This window comes from Anaerofilum hominis (assembly GCF_014287275.1).
In the GTDB taxonomy this organism is placed as follows: Bacteria; Bacillota; Clostridia; order Oscillospirales; family Ruminococcaceae; genus Pygmaiobacter; species Pygmaiobacter hominis.
Genome location: NZ_JACONZ010000002.1, coordinates 171,065 through 188,465 on the forward strand (window position 1 = coordinate 171,065; position 17,401 = coordinate 188,465).

15 protein-coding genes are annotated in these 17,401 nt (G+C 64.3%); 5 read left to right on the top strand and 10 right to left on the bottom strand.

The genetic code is table 11. The features are described from left to right. The first annotated feature begins 155 nt into the window (after positions 1-155). Together H8S23_RS05960 and putP are read left to right on the top strand one after the other, a co-directional pair. Positions 156-788: a manganese efflux pump gene (locus H8S23_RS05960; protein WP_186887418.1), complete on the top strand. Its 633-nt coding sequence runs from the start codon at positions 156-158 to the stop codon at positions 786-788. 1,198 nt (positions 789-1,986) lie between these two features. Further along, positions 1,987-3,552 carry a sodium/proline symporter PutP gene (putP, locus tag H8S23_RS05965; protein WP_341479898.1) on the top strand — a complete coding sequence of 522 codons (1,566 nt, stop codon included), beginning with the start codon at positions 1,987-1,989 and terminating at the stop codon, positions 3,550-3,552. Positions 3,553-4,066: 514 nt separating this feature from the next. Here putP and H8S23_RS05970 read toward each other — a convergent pair. The 8 genes from H8S23_RS05970 to H8S23_RS06005 form a co-directional block, all read right to left on the bottom strand. Next, positions 4,067-4,531 (bottom strand): RrF2 family transcriptional regulator, encoded by a 465-nt coding sequence (locus tag H8S23_RS05970; protein ID WP_186887419.1) that lies wholly within the window; start codon positions 4,529-4,531, stop codon positions 4,067-4,069. Between the two features lie 38 nt (positions 4,532-4,569). Next, entirely contained in the window at positions 4,570-5,316 is a 747-nt protein-coding gene (locus H8S23_RS05975) for a gamma-glutamyl-gamma-aminobutyrate hydrolase family protein (RefSeq protein ID WP_186887420.1), read from the bottom strand. A 572-nt stretch (positions 5,317-5,888) separates the two neighbouring features. Then, positions 5,889-6,806, bottom strand: coding sequence for an RsiV family protein (locus H8S23_RS05980; protein WP_186887421.1), 918 nt, complete (start codon positions 6,804-6,806; stop codon positions 5,889-5,891). Next, positions 6,794-7,291 carry an RNA polymerase sigma factor gene (locus tag H8S23_RS05985; protein WP_186887422.1) on the bottom strand — a complete coding sequence of 166 codons (498 nt, stop codon included), beginning with the start codon at positions 7,289-7,291 and terminating at the stop codon, positions 6,794-6,796. Before H8S23_RS05985 ends, H8S23_RS05980 begins: the two co-directional genes overlap by 13 nt. Positions 7,292-7,875: 584 nt before the next feature. Beyond that, a complete protein-coding gene (locus tag H8S23_RS05990; RefSeq protein ID WP_186887423.1) occupies positions 7,876-8,271 on the bottom strand; it encodes a hypothetical protein in 396 nt (131 codons plus the stop codon). After that, positions 8,268-10,202 (bottom strand): ATP-dependent zinc metalloprotease FtsH, encoded by a 1,935-nt coding sequence (ftsH, locus tag H8S23_RS05995; RefSeq protein WP_186887424.1) that lies wholly within the window; start codon positions 10,200-10,202, stop codon positions 8,268-8,270. Before ftsH ends, H8S23_RS05990 begins: the two co-directional genes overlap by 4 nt. After that, positions 10,199-10,672, bottom strand: a complete 474-nt coding sequence (locus H8S23_RS06000) for a MarR family winged helix-turn-helix transcriptional regulator (protein WP_186887425.1) — start codon at positions 10,670-10,672, stop codon at positions 10,199-10,201. Before H8S23_RS06000 ends, ftsH begins: the two co-directional genes overlap by 4 nt. A gap of 127 nt (positions 10,673-10,799) precedes the next feature. Continuing rightward, positions 10,800-11,243, bottom strand: a complete 444-nt coding sequence (locus tag H8S23_RS06005) for a MarR family winged helix-turn-helix transcriptional regulator (protein WP_186887426.1) — start codon at positions 11,241-11,243, stop codon at positions 10,800-10,802. A gap of 857 nt (positions 11,244-12,100) precedes the next feature. On the opposite strand from H8S23_RS06005, the gene H8S23_RS06010 reads away from it, so the two are divergent. The 3 genes from H8S23_RS06010 to H8S23_RS06020 all read left to right on the top strand — a co-directional run bounded on the left by H8S23_RS06010 (position 12,101) and on the right by H8S23_RS06020 (position 14,332). Beyond that, positions 12,101-12,670 carry a TetR/AcrR family transcriptional regulator gene (locus H8S23_RS06010; protein WP_186887427.1) on the top strand — a complete coding sequence of 190 codons (570 nt, stop codon included), beginning with the start codon at positions 12,101-12,103 and terminating at the stop codon, positions 12,668-12,670. Between the two features lie 202 nt (positions 12,671-12,872). Continuing rightward, the gene (locus H8S23_RS06015) at positions 12,873-13,604 is read left to right on the top strand and encodes an ABC transporter ATP-binding protein (RefSeq protein ID WP_186887428.1); all 732 of its coding nucleotides are present in this window, start codon (positions 12,873-12,875) and stop codon (positions 13,602-13,604) included. Beyond that, positions 13,601-14,332 carry an ABC transporter permease gene (locus tag H8S23_RS06020; protein WP_186887429.1) on the top strand — a complete coding sequence of 244 codons (732 nt, stop codon included), beginning with the start codon at positions 13,601-13,603 and terminating at the stop codon, positions 14,330-14,332. Before H8S23_RS06015 ends, H8S23_RS06020 begins: the two co-directional genes overlap by 4 nt. Before the next feature lie 391 nt (positions 14,333-14,723). Here H8S23_RS06020 and H8S23_RS06025 read toward each other — a convergent pair whose 3' ends face one another. Then, on the bottom strand, positions 14,724-15,098 hold the full coding sequence (locus H8S23_RS06025) for a RidA family protein (protein ID WP_186887430.1): 375 nt from the start codon (positions 15,096-15,098) through the stop codon (positions 14,724-14,726). A 320-nt stretch (positions 15,099-15,418) separates the two neighbouring features. Beyond that, positions 15,419-17,194 carry an adenine deaminase gene (locus H8S23_RS06030; protein ID WP_186887431.1) on the bottom strand — a complete coding sequence of 592 codons (1,776 nt, stop codon included), beginning with the start codon at positions 17,192-17,194 and terminating at the stop codon, positions 15,419-15,421. Positions 17,195-17,401 lie beyond the last annotated feature (207 nt).

The following is a 17,401-nucleotide window of genomic DNA, read 5'->3' on the forward strand; positions in this document are numbered from 1 at the left end:
TCTCACCGCCGGCGGCAGAAATACGGCCCCGGCGCCCTGCCGGCCCTGCGTTCTGCCCAGTGCCGCTTTTTTACGGACGCTTTGGCCGGGCGGCGCATACTCTGGTCTATAAGCGGCCCCCGCGGGATGGGGCGGCGGAGAGCGGGGTGGGGAGGATGGATCTTACCGGGGTGCTGCCGGGGCTGGCGCTGGCCGCGGCGCTGACCACCGACTCGTTTGTGGCGGGGCTGGGGCTGGGCGCGCAGAAGATACGGGTACCGCCTTTCAGCGCGTTTATCGTATCGGTCATGGGCACCGGGTGCCTCGCCGCCGCGCTGCTGCTGGGGGACCTGCTGGAGCCGGTGCTGCCGCAGCAGGCGGCCAAAGCGGCCAGTTTTTTGCTTTTATTCGGCCTTGGAGCCTTTAAATTTTTTGAGAGCACGCTGAAGATCGCGCTGCGGCGGCACGGGGGCCGCGGAAGCGTGCGGTTTACCGCCCTGGGGCTGCAATTTTTACTGGCCGTATACGCCTGCCCGGAGGAGGCCGACGCCGACCACAGCAAACGGCTGGGCGCGCTGGAAGCGGTGAGCCTTGGGGTGGGGCTGTCGGTGGACAGCCTTGCGGCCGGGCTGGGGGCCGGGCTGGGACAGGTGGCCGTGCTGCCGACTTTGGCGGCCAGCCTGCTGCTGGGCATGGGGATGCTGGCGGCCGGCAGCGCCTGTGCACGCTGGGCGTCGTCGCGGGTCTCATTGGACCTGTCCCCGGTGGGAGGCGTGCTGCTGATCGCGCTGGCGGTGCTGCGGCTGTAAAACCGCGGCCGTCTGGGCAGACGCGGTAAAATGTGACAATGTGACAAGACGATAAAATATAAAGCATACGGCGGCGCGGCGCGCCCGGCGGAAAGACCGGGCGTGCCGCAGCCTTTGCTGTTCTCCCGCCGCGGCGCAGAAAGACAAAACTTTTGCGCGGGGCTGGAGAAAGCAGAGGGAAAATGCGGTCAGAGGTATGATTTGCGGCGGAGGCGCACACATTTCCCGGTGTTTATCGGGACATGCCTTTTCGCGGCGGCACGGCCTCTCTGCGCTGCGAAGCGATAAAAAATAGCCGCAAGGCTATTTTTTTTGGCCATCCGCCCGGTTGCCGCGCAAGCGGCGAGGGTGGGGCCATTAAAATGAGTTGTTTTTATTGCGAAGCAATAAAAAATAGCCGTGAGGCTATTTTTTTCGGCCAATGCCCCGGTTGTCCTGCAGGGACGAGGGGCAGGCCAACAAGATAAGTTGTTTTTTATTGCGGAGCGATAAAAAATAGCTGCGCAGCGGCTATTTTTTTGGCCATCTGCCCGGTTGCCGCGCAAGCGGCGAGGGCAGGGCCATCAAGATAAGTTGTTTTTTATTGCGCAGCAATAAAAAACGGCCGCCGGCCGCACAGGAGCGCGCCTTACGGCGCAGGTTTGGACGCTGGCGCATCTAAGCGCCCCCATTTTTGGCAGAACATCCCCTTGTTTTGCCGCGCAAAACGCGCTGCGCACCAACGGCCGCAAGGTTACTCGTTCGGCGAGCGCCCGGGTCGTCTTATAGGGACGGGGGACAAGCCGTCAGGATAAGTGGTTTTTATAGTGCGGCAATAAAAAAGAGTTTTGCAGGCTGCTGCCCCCGGCCCGGCGGCGCGTCCGGCGGCGGTGTGGGGACGGGAAGCGCAGGCCCGCTGAGGCGGCGCTCTGCCCGCGCGGCGGCCGGGGCGTGGTTCCCTGGCCGCCGCAGGAAACGCCTCCCTGAAACGCCGCTTTTTTTGGCAGCGATCTGCCGCAGGGGGAGCTGCACCTACTGCGGGCGGCGGATGCGCTGATGACGCCGCGCAGGGCCCAAAAGAGGGAACAGCGGCGAAAATTTGCCAAAAAGCTGAAAATCAGGTATGATAAATTGAATCTTTTTTCAGCGGCAGGGCGCAGCGGCGCGCCCTGCCCGGCCTGCGGGCAAAGCTATCTTGAACACAGGGAGGAAACAAGGGGTGGATTTTAAAACTGTACAGACGTTGGTGGCCATGTGCTGCTATATGGCCTGCGTGGTCATCATCGGGCTGGTGTTCGCCAGAAGGGCAAACCAGAGCACGGAGAACTATTTTCTGGGCGGGCGCAGTCTGGGCCCGTGGATCGCCGCCATGAGCGCCGAGGCGTCGGATATGAGCGGCTGGCTGCTGATGGGCCTGCCGGGCGTGGCCTATTGGTGCGGCGTTGCCGATGCGGCCTGGACGGCCATCGGCCTGGGCGTGGGCACCTATATCAACTGGCTGCTGGTGGCAAAGCGGCTGCGCAGCTATTCGGTGGTCGCGGGGGACGCCATCACGATCCCGGAATTTTTCTCCGCCCGTTTTAAAGAGAAGAAAAAGGTGCTGCTGACCATTTCAGCGGTTTTCATCCTGATCTTTTTTACCGTTTATGCGTCCAGCTGTTTTGTCACCTGCGGCAAGCTGTTTTCGACCCTGTTCGGCCTGTCCTATCACAGCATGATGATCGCAGGGGCGCTGTTTGTGATCTTTTACACGGTCCTCGGCGGCTTTCTGGCAGAGAGCGCGTCGGATTTTATGCAGAGCATCGTGATGATCTTCGCGCTGGGCGTGATCCTGATCACGGGCACGGCGGCCGCCGGCGGCCCCGCGGCGGTGGCGCAGAACATCCGGGCGATCCCCGGCTTCACCAGCTTTTTCGGTATCGCCCAGCCGGTGATGGAAAACGGCGTGCAGCAGGTGTCGGGCGGCGCGCCTGTGTTTGGCGAGGCGGGCAGCTATGGGCTGCTGACCATTTTGTCCACCCTCTCCTGGGGGCTGGGCTATTTCGGGGTACCTCAGGTACTGCTGCGCTTTATGGCCATCCGCAAGGCCTCTGAGCTGAAAAAGTCCCGCCGCATCGCCACGGTCTGGTGCGCCGTCTCGCTTGCCAGCGCCGTGCTCATCGGCATGATCGGCCGCGCGCTGTATCCCACCGCGCTGCAGACCTCGTCGGAGGCGGAGAATATTTTTGTGGTGCTCTCCACCAACCTGCTGCCCCCGCTGCTGGCGGGCGTGGTGATGGCGGGCATCCTTGCGGCGACGATCAGCTCTTCCGACTCCTACCTGCTGATCGCGGCCTCGGCCTTTGCAAAAAACATCTATCAGGGCGTACTGCGCCGGGATGCCAGCGACAAAAAGGTGCTGTGGGTCTCGCGGCTCATGCTGCTGGCCATCTCCGCGGTGGGCATCCTCGTCGCGCTGGATGAGAACAGCGTCATCTTTACGCTGGTGGCTTTTGCCTGGGCGGGCTTTGGGGCCACGTTCGGTCCCATTATGCTGCTGAGCCTGTTCTGGAAGCGCACCACCTGGCGCGGTGCGGTGGCCGGCATGGTGAGCGGCGCTGTGACCGTGTTTATCTGGAAGCTGTGCCTCAAGCCGCTGGGCGGCGCGTTCGGCGTTTATGAGCTGCTGCCCGCTTTTCTGGTGAGCCTCGCCTTTATCGTGGGGGTGTCCCTGCTGGACAAAGAGCCCGCGCCGGAGATCGCGGCGGAATTTGAAGAGGCGAAACGGATGGCGGCGGAAGCCTGAGGGCGGCCTGTCCGGAAAAAAACAGAACAAAGAAAGCCGGGACAGCCTTCCCCAAGCGGAGGATGGCTGTCCCGGCCTTTTTTATACGGGCCGCCCGCACGGACGGCGCGCGGCCCCGCTCTTTCCATACCGGGGCACAGCGGGGAAGCGGCCGGACAACGGGTTGGCCGCTTTTTGGCAAGACCGCCCGCGCGTTTGCGGCCCGCCGCCCGCGCAGGGCCTGCGGCAGCGGGGCCCGGAAATCCCCTTAGCCGCACCACTGATCCTAAAAAAATTTTCTTAAAGCGCCTTTCGGCGGCTGCAGAGGGCAGATAAATATTACTAATTACTTGTTGCCGAATAGATATTTTACCGCGCAGGCCATGGACAAGATAGACAAGATAACGCCGACAACTCCCCTTGATAATACGACTGTTCTGGCAGCCCAAACGCCCCAGGTGTCAATGATCAAGTCAAGTATTGTCACGTTATTTTTTCTCTTTTGCTTTTCTGCTCTCTGCTCTTATACCATAGTTCAGCCGCCGAAGATCGGCGGCTCGCAGTTGCCGCTGGGACATTTTTCGTGATAGCGCCGCACCAGGTCGGCCAGCGTGATGCTGTCCACCACCTGGTTGATGGCGGCGGACAGCTTTTGCCAGACCTCCACGGTGGCGCAGTTGTCGTACCGGCCGCAGCAGGGGTCGCTGGCGGAATTGCCGCCGCAGGCCACAGGCGCAAGGTCGCCCTCCATCAGCCGCAGAATATCCCCCACCGTGTAGGTTTCCGGGGCGCGGGAGAGGCGGTAGCCGCCCTGCGCGCCGCGCGCGCTGCGTACAAAGCCGGCGCGGGAGAGCTGCGCGATCAGCTGTTCCAGGTATTTGTCGCTGAGCTCCTGCCGCTCGGCGATGCTGCGGATGGGGGCGTAACCGCCGTTTTCAGTGTGGACGGCGAGGTCCACCATCAGCCGCAGAGCGTAGCGCCCTTTTGTAGAGATCTTCATGATGCCCGCTCCTTTGCAAAGGGATAAAAAAGAAAAAATCAGCGCCCTGCAGCCCGCAGAAAGCCCTGCCAGATGGCAAGGCTGGAGGGCTCGCTGCCCACCAGCGCCTCCGGATGCCATTGCACCCCCAGCGTAAAAGCCGGGCGGGAGGGCAGTTCGATGGCCTCCACGACCTTTTCGCAGTCCGTGTCGACGGCGGCGATGCGCACACCGGGGGCGGGCGATTTTACCGCCTGGTGATGGAACGAATTGACGGGGATCTCCGCGGCGCCCACCAGCTGTTCCAGCAGGGTGCCGGGCAGCACCCGCGCGCGGTGCGCCGCCTGGCCCAGCGGCCGTCCCGCAGCGGAGTGCGGGGGCAGGCCGGCTTTTTCCAGGTCCTGGTACAGCGTGCCGCCCAGCGCCGCATTGAGCAGCTGGCAGCCGCGGCAGACGCACAGCAGCGGCTGCGCGCCTTTCAGCACCGCGCGCAGCAGGGGCAGCTCATGGGCGTCCCGCGCCGCCTGCGGCGGGTTTGCCCCCTCGATGGGAGATTCGCCGTAAAGAGAGGGATCAAGGTCGCTGCCGCCGGAAAAGACGATGCCGTCCATCCGCCCGGCAAGCGCCAGCGCCGTTTCAGGGTCGGTGAGGGGCAAGATCACCGGCAGGCCGCCGGCCCGCTCGACCGCGCGGATATAGTCCTCCGGCAGCAGGTCCCAGCGCTGGCCGGGGGCGCCGATCCCCAGCTCGCGAAAGGGGCCTCCGTTGTCGGTGTAGTTGGCGGTAATGCCGATCAGGGGTCTCATCTGCAGTCCTCCCGTTCCCGCAGCGGGGAACTTTGTTATTTTTGTGTCGAACTCAAGACAGCTTCATTCTACCATATCCCGGTGGGATTGTATAGATTTCGGATGGACTTTTTTGACTTTTTTTCACAAAAAAAGCCCGGCGATGGACAGACGGGCGAAAGCCGCTTTCCCGCGGGCAAAACTAACGGCCGAACAAAAAGGCGCCGGGCAGACCGGCGCCTTTTTGTGCCCTGGTTTTTGGAGTGCAAAAAAGGGCGCAGGGTGGCCGGAGAGGCCTGCTCTGCGCCCTTTGAGCCCGATTTTTGGCCCCCGCGCCGCCGTTTACTGCGGACACCGGCGCTGCGGCAGAGGCACGCACGGCGGCAAGGTGCGGCGGCGGAACTTCTTGCCCGGACCCGGGCCGGGGCAGAGACCGCTGGCGGCACTGCCCGGGTGCGCTGCCGGGACCTTTGGGCTGGGGCGGCGGCAGTTTCTTTTCGGAAAACAGGGGAGGGAAAAGACCGCTTTTCCCTCTCCGCGCAGGGGCAGTGGCGGAAAAACGCGTTTTCTTTGTGTCCGGGGCCGCGCCGCTTCTAAGCCGACAGAGGGCAGCCGGCCGCAAGAAGCCCTGAGAGCGCCCTGGAGGGGATGGTGAATTCCAGAGTTCCCATGGCGGCCACAGCGGCCTCCGCTTCGTCAAAGCAGATCACCAGCTCGCCGTCCTCCGTGATGGTAAACTGCTGGTCGGGGCGGATCTGCCAAAAGCCCTCCGGCTCCTGTTCTGAGCGGAGAAAATACCCGGCGTCGGGGTCGGCGTCAAGGGCCGCCTGCATCTGGCTGCGGATCTCGGCGCTGACGGCCTCTACATAGTCCGCACCCGGCCGGAACAGATCTGCCAGGGCAAGCAGGCGCCCCGCTTCTCTGTCCACCGTATACCAGCGCGTCAGCTGCTGGGCGCTGCCCTGCGCGATCGTGGTGGTGACTTCTATGGAGATAAAGCGCTTTGTGGCCGTCACCCGGCCCAGCGAGGAGACCACGCTCTCATGCCCGGTCTCTCCCAACTCGGCGATATCGGCCTCATAGCGGGCGATCAGGGCCTCTGCGTCGTCGGCAAAGGCCTGATTGAGCTGCTCCTCCAGCGCGGCGTCGGCCAGGCCGTGTGCCAGCAGCGTGTCGATCTGCGCTTCGGCATTGCCGGCAGGGGTCTGGTCCCGGTAGGTGCGGAAAGTGACGACCCGCACCACGGCCCCCAGCACCGGCACGCCGCCCAGCGCCTGGGCCGCCGCTGCGCTGCTGTTCACCGTGATGGTCAGCGCTATGGCGGCCGCTGCGGCGCAGCCGGCGACGCGGCGCAGCCAGATCCGCCGCCCGGGCTTTTTGTTTTGGGCCGGGGCGGCGCTGCCGCCGTCGCCCGCCGCCAGCGCCGACAGCTGTGCTGACAGCGCGTCGGGCGGTGTGATCGCCTCGTATGCGGCGCGCAGGCGCGCCATTCCCTCTTTTAATCCGGCCATTCCTCGGCCTCCCTGTCCTCAAAATAGCGTCTCAGGACGCGCAGCGACGCATAGAGCCTGCCTTTCACGGTGCTCAAGTTCATCCCCATGATCCCGGCGATCTCCGCCAGGGGCTTATCCTCAAAAAAGCGCAGGATCACGATAGCGCGGCTTTTTTCGTCCAGCTGCTGCAGCGCATCCAGCAGATAGAGCCGCTGGTAGCTGTCCTCGCGGCCCTCCGCGGCGTCGGGCAGGCCCACGCTCTCCCGCCTGCGGCGGCGCAGCAGGTCCAGCGAGGCGTTGACCGTCACCCGCCACAGCCAGGCAAAAGCGCGGTCCGGGGCGACGCTGCCGCGGTTTTTCAACAGGCGGCAGGCAGCCTCCTGTACCACGTCCATGGCGTCCTGTTCATTTTTAAGGTAGCTGTAGGCAAGCCGATAGAGCCGGCCCGCGTTTTCGGTGACAGCGCGGGCGAGCGGGTCAGCGGTGGGATCGACATGCGGCATCTGCGGACCTCCCTGATAGAATGACGGCGCGGCGGGGCAAAAAGTTTGGCGCGGCGGTAAAAATAGTTCCGGGGCGAACTTTAAAAGTGCGCGGCAGCCCATTTTTTGCCGCGCAGAACGCCTCTGTGCCCCGCCCTTTTTGCAGGGGACGGCTTTTCGGCGCTGCCGTATTGCCGGGCAAAAAGCCGGTCCGAACGCGCCTGCTGAAAAAAGTCGGGCGGACCGTGAGATCGCCTGCCCTGCGGAACCTGGCGGCGGGGCTGCGGCCGGGCTGCGGGCGGGCTGCGGTCCCCTTTTGCCGCGCGGGGAAAACCTTGTCAAAGCTTTCGGGATGCGGCCTTTCTCCCCCGCACCGCTGTACGCCGCAGCGCCCGCAGAGCGGCGCCGCGCGGCCAAGGGGATAGAAAAGCGCCCCCCAACTTTCAACAAAAGCGCTGCCCGACACCAGTGTAGCGCATTTGTGCAGACAGGACAAGCGGCACTGCAAAAAAACAGCCGCCGGCTAACGCTCCCGGCGGCTGTGCGCGTCTCGGCCCGCAGCTGTTCTTTTTTGCCGCCGTTTGGGGGGCGGCCGCAGCGGGGGCTCAGGTCTTTTTAACAAAGTCCTGCCCGCAGCGGGGGCAGGTGATGGCGATCATGCCCTTGCCCCGGGGCACGCGGCATTTTTGGCCGCAGTTGGGGCATTTGAAGCAGCGCTTGCCGCCCTGGGAGCCGCCGCCGAAATGCGGGTGACGGAACCAGTCCCGCACCGCGTACCAGAGATCGAGAAATTTTTCATTCTCCGCCCGGCGCACCACCAGCTTGGTGGACAGCGCGCGGTAAAAGACCAGCACGATCAGCAGCATGCCCAGCGCGGGCAGCAGCACCGAGCGGGGAAAAAAGCGGGAGATGATGGAGAGCGCCAGCGCCGTCACCATCAGCGTGATGTTCAGGTTGTCGATGCCGTAGCGATTGCCGAAAAAGTTGCGAAAGCCGTTCATTCGTCAGTTTCCTCCTGTCCTGCGGGTGAAGTGGTGTCCGGCGCGGGGGCCGTGGGGGCGGCGCCGGCCGCCGGGGCCGCGCCGCTCTCCGCGCCGGGGGCTGCGGGCAGCGGCACCGGGCGGGAGAGGATCTCCATGAAATCGTCGCCGGTGAGGGTCTCGCGCTCGTACAGCTCGCGGGCCAGCTCGTGTAATTTGGCCTTGTTCTCCCGCAGCAGTTCCAGCGCCTTTTGATGCTGCCCGCGGATGATCTCCACCACTTTGCGGTCGATGCGGGCGGCCGTGTCCGCGCTGCAGACCAGCGAGGCGTCCCCGCCCAGATAAGCGCTCTGCTGGCTTGCCAGCGCCGTCATGTCAAATTCGTCGGTCATCCCCAGCTGGGTGACCATGGCCCGCGCCAGCCGGGTGGCCTGCTCGATGTCGTTGGAGGCGCCGCTGGTCACCGAGCCGAAGATCAGCTCCTCGGCGGCCCGCCCGGCGGTAAAGGTGGCGATCTTGTCCAGGATGGTCTCCCGGCTCATCAGCACCTGTTCCTCTTCATCCACCTGCATGGTGTAGCCCAACGCGCCGCTGGTGCGCGGCACGATGGTGATCTTGTGCACCGGGGCCGAGTGCTTTTGCAGCGCCGCCACCAGCGCGTGGCCGCATTCATGGTAGCTGACGATCAGCCGGTCCTTGGTGCTGATGACTGCGTTTTTGCGCTGGTAGCCGGCGATCACCGTTTCTACGGCCTCGTCGAGATCCGCCTGCATCACCGCCTTGCGCCCTGCCTTTACCGCGCCCAGAGCGGCCTCGTTGATGATATTGGCGAGATCTGCGCCCGAAGCGCCGCTGGTGGCGCGCGCCACCGCGTTGAAATCTGCGTTCGGGGCGATGCGCACGTCTTTGGAGTGTACTTTTAAGATGGCCTCCCGGCCCGCAAGGTCGGGCAGCTCCACCGGGATGCGCCGGTCAAAGCGGCCGGGGCGCAGCAGGGCGGGATCCAGCGTTTCGGGCCGGTTGGTCGCGGCCAGGATCACCACGCCCTTGCCCGCGTCAAAGCCGTCCATCTCGGTGAGCAGCTGGTTTAAGGTCTGCTCGCGCTCGTCGTTGCCGCCCATGCCGCTGTTGTCGCGCTTTTTGCCGATGGCGTCGATCTCGTCGATAAAGACGATGCAGGGGGCCTTTTCACCCGCCTGTTTGAACAGGTCGCGCACCCGCGCGGCGCCCATGCCCACGAACATTTCCACAAACTCGCTGCCCGAGATGGAGAAAAACGGCACGCCGGCCTCGCCCGCCACCGCCTGGGCCAGCAGCGTTTTGCCGGTGCCCGGAGGGCCCACCAGCAGCGCGCCCTTGGGCAGCCGTGCGCCGATCTCCCGGTATTTGCCCGGGTCGTGCAGAAAATCGACGATCTCGGTCAGGGCCGCTTTGGCCTCGTCCTGCCCTGCCACGTCGGCAAAGGTCTTGCCGGTTTTGGCCTCCACATAAATCTTGGCGTTGCTTTTGCCAAAGCTCATGGCGTTGGCGCCGCCCATGCGTTTGGTGAGCATGCGCCCGATGAGCTGGCCGATGAGCACGATGCCCACTACCGGCAGCAGGATGCCGAAGATGAAATTCTGCAGCGGGCTGGCCTCCTGCGGGATCACCCGGCCGTAGCTGACGTGCGCGGCGTTCAGGGTCTCGGTGAGATCGGGGTCGTCCCAGATGCCGGTGATATAGATATTGCGGTCGCTCTCGTCGGTGGGGGAGAAGGCAATCTGGCTGTCGTCCATCTCCACCTCTTTTACCTTGCCCTCGCTCACCATGGACAAAAAGGTGTCATAGCTCACTTCCTGCACCCGGTTCTTCTGCAGCATGGGGGCAAGGAACGCGTTGATCAGCAGCAGCGCCAGCATGGCGAGAAGATAGTAATAGATGAGCGGCTTTTTGGGGTTCTTGGTCTCTTTCATTGTGTGTTGTCTTCCTCTCTTTCGGCCGGCAGATGCCGCAGCAGGATCTCCGTTATCGTTTCGCAGGCCGCGGTCAAGGCCTGCTGCTCCGGCGCGGAAAGGCCCTTGAGCGCGCCGAAAAGATTTTCGGACAGGGCGTCGGCCCAACACTCCCGCAGCTGGTCGGCCCGGGGCGTGGGCTGCAATAAGATCACCCGCCGGTTGTCCGTCTGGGCGGCCCGCTCCACCAGGCCCTGGGCCACAAGCGCGTCCACCGTGCGGGTCAGCTGCTGGCGGCTTACCCCCAGGCGCCGGGCCAGAGCGGTCATGTTGAGGCCGGGCCGGCACTGGATGCAGATGAGCGCCTGCAGCTGGCCCGCGGTGAGCGGGCAGCCCGGGCAGCTGCCGATGGGGCGCAGCACCGAACTGGTGAAAATGGGCGCGAGCCGGATCAGGTCCGCCGCCATGCGGCGCGCATCCTCCCGCATCATGGGATCGCCTCCTTTGCATGTAACACAGGATACAGCAGGAATAAAACGGTGATATGACACAATTGTTAACATTCAATGAAAATCAAAATTCCCCGCTGCCGACAGCAGCGGGGAAGAGAAAGGAAGATCAGTTTTTGACCTTGTCCAGCAGGCGGCGGATGGTGTCGGCCGCCTGGGAGAACTCCTGCAGTTCGGTTTCGTCCAGGCGGCCGAACTGGGGCAGCATCCGCTCCACGACCTCGTCTTGCAGCGCGCGCACCAGCGCTTTGCCCTCCTGCGTGAGGGAGAGCAGGATCACCCGGCGGTTTTTTTCATCGCTGGACCGGGACACGCATCCGCGCAGGACCAAAGCGTCGGCGATCTTGGTGAGCTGCTGTTTGGAGATGGCCAGCTTGCGGGCCAGCACGCTCATACTGAGCGGGGGCGTGACGTTGAGCACGAAAAGGGCCTGCAGCTGGGTGGAGGGCAGGTCGGCCACCGGGCTGACCTCCTGGGGACGGATCAGGGTGGAGCGCAGCAGCGGCGTCAGGTTGAGGGCCTTGCGGATGCATTGACGAAGCATATCTTCCATTTGAGCGAAACTTCACTTTCCCGGCACAAAGATGTCCCGTTATTGGATTATCAGTATCAGTTTACCATTTCGGGGCGCAAAGTCAATAACAAATCAGCTTTCGGTGTGCGGGGATAGAAAAGAGCCGATTCCAGCGGTGGCTTTCAGGGTACGGGAATGTGCGAGGGCAGGGGACGAAAGGGCTTTTGCCGCCGCGAGGCCCCAAACGGCGGCGCGCGCCGGCGTGGCGCTTGTGAGGGCGGCACTTTTTTCGTCCGCTGCTTTTGGGGAGCGTCTCCGCGCAGGCGGGTCCCACGCGCACAGCGGGCTGCTTGGGCGCGGCGCTTATCCCCGCTCCGACGCATTTTGGCAACCCTCCCCGCGCAGGCAGATTCTCTGTGCGCAGCAGTTCGACCCGGCAGAGCGTCAGTTCCGGCGGCGGCTTTCAGGGTACGGGAATGTGCAAGGGCAGGGGATAAAAGGGCCTTTGCCGCCGCGAGGCCCTAAACGGCGGCCTGCTCCGGCGTGGCGCTTGTGAAGGCGACACTTTTTTCGTCCGCTGCTTTTGGGGAGCGTCTCCGCGCAGGCAGGTCCCACGCGCACAGCGGGCTGCTTGGGCGCGGCGCTTATCCCCGCTCCGACGCATTTTTGGGGCCTCCCCGCGCAGGCAGGTCCTCCGCCCGCGCGGCCGACCCAGGAAACGGTGACAGATCGTCACCAGTTGAGACTGGCGGTTCTCCCCCGCGCGGGCGGCCGCCCCGACGGCGGCGAAAAGGGCAGAAAAAGTACCCGGAGGGAAAAAGGCTTGACAAAAAGAAAAAACAGAGTAAAATAGCAATTGATATATAACTTATGATATTTAAACAGGAGGCGATCGAATGCCGCCAAAAGTAAAGGTGACAAAAGAGGAGATCGTGCGGGCCGCCCTTGATCTGGTGCGGCAGAGCGGGGCCGCGGCCCTGAATGCCCGCGCGGTGGCAAACCGGCTGGGATGCTCCACCCAGCCGGTGTTCAGCAATTATGCCACCATGGAAGAGCTGCGGCAGGACGTACTGCAGGCGGCGGATGGATGCTATCAGAAGCATATTGCAGAGGGGATGCGGGACCGGGCGACCGGCTGCCCGCCTTACAAGGCAAGCGGCATGGCCTATATCAGCTTTGCGCGCCGGGAGAAGGAGCTGTTCAAGCTGCTGTTTATGCGGGACCGCACCGGTGAAAAGATCGAGGAGGACCGCCGCTCCGTGGCGCCGCTGCTGCGCCTGATCTCGGCCAACACGGGCATGAGCGAGGACGACGCCTATTTTTTCCATCTGGAAATGTGGATCTATGTACACGGCATCGCCACGATGATCGCCACCGGCTATCTCAACTGGGATGAAGAGCAGATCGGCAGGATGATGGCCGACGCCTACGAGGGCATCCGCAGCCGCCGCGTCGGGGGCAGCTGAGGGGCGCTCCCGCCGCGGGAGGATGCTTTTGGTGCGCGGTGCAGCCCGTTCCCCGGGCGGACCGGGTGCGGGAGAGCCCCCGCAGGGGACCGCCCCGCCCTTTCCGTCAGGCGGCGAGGGGCTGCGGCGCAGGGTGCTGCGGCCCGCAGAAAAGATGGGCGGACAGATGGGGCCTGCAACATTATAAAAGGAGGAGATCGGGATGGAAGCGATCGTAACGCGGGGATTGAGCAAGCGCTATCGGGACGCTGCGGCGGTGGAGGGGCTGGACCTGACGGTCCACCGCGGTGAGCTGTTCGCGCTGCTGGGGGTCAACGGCGCGGGAAAGACGACGACGATCCGCATGCTTTCCTGCCTCACCCGGCCCACGGCGGGCGACGCGCTGCTGGGCGGGAAAAGCGTGGTCTCAGACAGCCAGGCGGTGAAGTCGATCATCGCGGTCTCGCCGCAGGAGACCGCGATAGCCCCCAACCTGACGGTGCGGGAAAACCTGGAGCTGATGGGCGGCATACACGGCCTTTCGCGGGCGCAGGCCCGCGAAAAGGCGGCGGCGCTGGCGGAGCGCTTTGGCCTGGACCAGATCGCGGGCAAGCGGGCAAAGCGGCTTTCCGGGGGATGGCAGCGGCGGCTGAGCATCGCCATGGCGCTGATCTCAGAGCCGGAGATCCTGTTTCTGGATGAGCCGACGCTGGGCCTGGACGTGTTGGCCCGCAGCGACCTGTGGGAGATGATCCGCGCGCTCAGGGGGAAGATGACGCTGATCCTGACCACGCATTATATGGAAGAGGCAGAGGCGCTGTCGGACCGCATCGGCATTTTGAAAAACGGACGGCTGATCTTTGTGGGCACCGCCGCCCAGATCAAACAGAAAGCGGGCGCGGAACGGTTTGAGGACGCCTTTGTGAAACTGGTAAAGGGGGAGACACTGCAATGAGGATGCTGACCTTTTCAAGCCGCACCGCAAAAGAGATCCTGCGCGACCCGCTGACGGCGGCGTTCGGGGCGGGGTTTCCCCTCGTGCTTCTTCTGCTGCTCTCGGCGATCCAGGCCAATATCCCGGTCGATCTTTTCGAGATCAGCCGTCTGGCGCCCGGCATCGCGGTGTTCGGCCTCTCTTTTATGACGCTGTTCTCGGCCACGCTCATCTCGCGGGACCGCACCAGCGCCCTGCTGGAGCGGCTGTACACCACGCCGCTGACCGCGGCGGACTATATCGGCGGCTATCTGCTGCCGATGCTGCCGCTGGCGTTGGCGCAAAGTGCCGTCTGCTATACCGCGGCCCTCTTTCTCGGCCTGAAAATGCGGGTGGAAATTCTCTGGGCGGTGCTGTGGGTGCTGCCGGTCTCGCTGTTTTTTATCTCGCTGGGCCTTTTGTGCGGCACCCTGTTCAGCGACAAACAGGTGGGCGGCATCTGCGGGGCCCTGCTGACCAACGTGGCGGCCTGGCTCTCCGGCACCTGGTTTGACCTGGAACTGGTGGGGGGAGGGTTCAAACGGGTGGCCTATGCGCTGCCTTTTGTGCATGCGGTGGAGCTGGAGCGGGCGGCGCTGGCGGGCAGGGCGGCGGATATTCTGCCTCACCTGGCCTGGGTGCTGGGATACGGCGTTTTGACCGCCGTGGCGGCAGCCGCTGTTTTTACGCATAAAATGCGCCGCAGCTGAGCGCTTTCCCGCACAAAAGCGGGCGCGGCCCACCGGCGCCGCAGACCTCGCGCAAAGCGGGAGAAAAAAGCGCGCTCCGAGATTCTGCGGCAGCCGCGCGCCCAAAGCGGCCTCCCGATGCGTCCCCTTTGCCGGAAAGAACGGTGCGGCTGCGGTTTCGTACTGGCCGCCGCTGGAAAAAAAGCTTCGCGGGCGGGGCGGGGTCACTCCAACACTGAAACGCCCCCCGCCGCGCGATGGCACAAGAGGCGCACTGCCGGCTGAGGTCAGCCGGCAGTGCGCCTCTTGTGCCGTGCATATCCATTTTTGCCGCGCAGCCGCAGCGCGGGAAAGGCTCTTTCCGGCGCTGCGCGCCGTGGGCCCCGCAAACGCTTTCAGTTCCGCCCCGGCCTTACAGCTCGGCCACGACCTCAACTTCGCACAGGGCGCCCTTGGGCAGGCCCTTCACCGCAAAGCAGCTGCGGGCGGGTTTGCCCACAAAATAGCGCGCATAGACCTCGTTGAAAGCCGCAAAATCGCCCATGTCCGCCAGATAGCAGGTGGTCTTGACCGCTTTTTCAAAGCAGGTCCCCGCCGCGGTGAGCACGGCGTCCAGGTTTTTCATCACCTGTTCCGCCTGTGCGGCAAGGCTGTCCCCGGCCAGTTCGCCGGTGGAGGGCACAATGCCGATCTGGCCCGAAGTGTAGAGCATGCCGTTTGCCTTGACCGCCTGTGAGTAGGGGCCGATGGCCGCGGGCGCGTTCTGGGTGCTGATGATCTCTGCCATATCCATTCACCTGTCCTTTGCCAAAAGTTTGTGGTCTCAGTATACCACGCCGCGGGCCGAGGGTAAAGCGGCGGGAGGGAACAAAACGACAGGGCGGGACAAAGCGACAGGGCGGGACAAAGTGACAGAGCAGGACAAAGTGACAGAGCAGGGCAAAGCAGCAGGGCAGGATAAAGCGATGGGGCAAGACAAAGCGGCCCGCAGGTCTGCGCAGGGCGCGCGGCGGAGCCGGGGCAGTGAGACCGGGGTGGTACAAAGAAATAAAAAAGGCGCGCCGGGTGAGGGCGCGCCTTTTGAACGGATATTGCGGAAAAGCTCCGTCAGGCCTCGGGGAAAAGCGGGATGAACTCTTTTTTCATCACGTCGACCAGGCCCAGATCGCTGAACTTGGCCTCGGGCACGACGGGGAGAGCCAGGGTGGCGATGCGCAGCAGCGGGTTTACCATCTGCAGGCCCAGCTGGCGAAGCGCCGCTTTCATCGCGGTGGCCTCCGCAGCGGTTTCCGGGGCCGGGGCGGCGCTCATCAGGCCGCCCACCGGCAGCCGCAGCGTGTGCAGGATGCGCCCGTCCAGCGCTGCCGAGATGCCGCCGCCGCAGCTGCGCAGCTCGTTGTAAACGGCAAGGCCGCTGGCCGCGTCTTTAAAGACCAGGGTCAGGTTGTGGCAGTCGTGGCTGACCGTGCTGCCGTCGGCGCCCTGGTCGATGCCAAAGCCCCGCACCAGCCCGAACATGCGTCTGCCGCTGCCGAAGCGGTTGACCACCATGGCGTAGCAGAGCTCCTCGTCGCCGCTGATGTCCACATAGCCGTCCTTGACGGGCAGCTCTTCGGTGACACAGCGGGTCAGGGAGGTCTGGTCGGCATAGGTGAGCACGTTGATTTTCACCTTGCCGCCGCAGCCCGCCGGGGCCTGGAGGCGGAAGTCCTCCAGCGTCAGGTCGAGGACATTGACGCTGTTTTTGCGCTCCACCGCAAATTCTTTCTTTTCGATATCGGCCAGCAGCCTGCCCTCGCGGGCGACCTCCTCGCCGGCAAAATAGACCGAGTGGACCGAGAACTGCTCCAGATCGTCCACCAGCAGCAGGTCCGCCGCGTAGCCGGGCGCCACGGCGCCCAGATTTTCCAGATGTGCGGCCTCGGCCGTGTGCAGGGTGGCGGCCCGGATGGCCTCAATGGGCGGCATGCCCAGTTTGATGATGTTGCGCAGCACCAGATCCAGCTGGCCGTTTTCCAGGATGTCGTCGGCCTCCCGGTCGTCGGTGCACAGGCACAGACGGTCCCGCCAGGGCATGTCGCGGACGTCCTCCCAGATGGCGGGCAGATTGTAGCACATGGAGGACTCGCGCGCGTCCACATACATGCCGGCGCGCAGCTTGTCCTTTGCCTCGCCCGGGCGGCTGGTCTCATGGCAGGTGGCCGGGCCGCCGATGCGGTAGGCGCTCACCAAGCGGCCGAAGCCGGCGGGCAGGTGCCCCTGCAGGTAAAGCCCATTTTTTTCGGCGGTCTCGATGATGGACATCATGCGCTCCTCGCCGTCCACCACACCCAGAAAATCCATCACCTCGGCCAGGCCGATGACGTTGGGCAGTTTGGCCAGGCGGTCGATCGCGGCGGCGTCAAAGCTGGCGCCCGCCTCCTCCAGGCCGGGCACCGAGGGCACGCAGGAGGGGATGTTGATGAACTGGCGCATCGGCAGGCCGCAGCCCGCGTCGTGCATATAGACCACAGCCTCTTCCCCCAGCACGTTGCCGATCTCGTGCGGGTCGGTGATGACCGAGGTCACGCCCCGGGGCACCACCGCGCTGGCAAAGACGCGCGGGGTCATCAGGCTGCTCTCAATGTGCACATGGGCGTCGATCAGGCCGGGCACGATATAGCGGCCCTCCGCGTCCACCACGCGGCGGGCTTTTTCCAGCCCGGCGTCCAGGTCTTTGTCCTCCACGTGGACCACAAAACCCTGGTGGATGTAGACGGTGGCGGGGTAGACCTCGCCGGTGAAAAGGTTGACGTATCTGGTGTTTTTGATGGCCAGATCGCAGTCGGTGCGGCCGAGTGCGGCGGCCATCAGGGCGCGTTTGTCCCTGGGCTGGATCTTCATGGGTCGTCCTCCTTTGTTTTTTGCGCTCCGGTGCAGAAAAGCGGGCGCCCGGGGCGGTCGGCCGCCGGGGCCTGCGCGCTGCGCCGGGTCTTGGGGGCGGGGATAAAAAGTCTGTTTAAAAACAGTATAGCATCCGCGCCGCCGTTTGAAAAGCGGCGCGAGAGGCGCGGCCGGCAAAGCGGGCGCGGGGCCGGCGTTTGGGGCCGG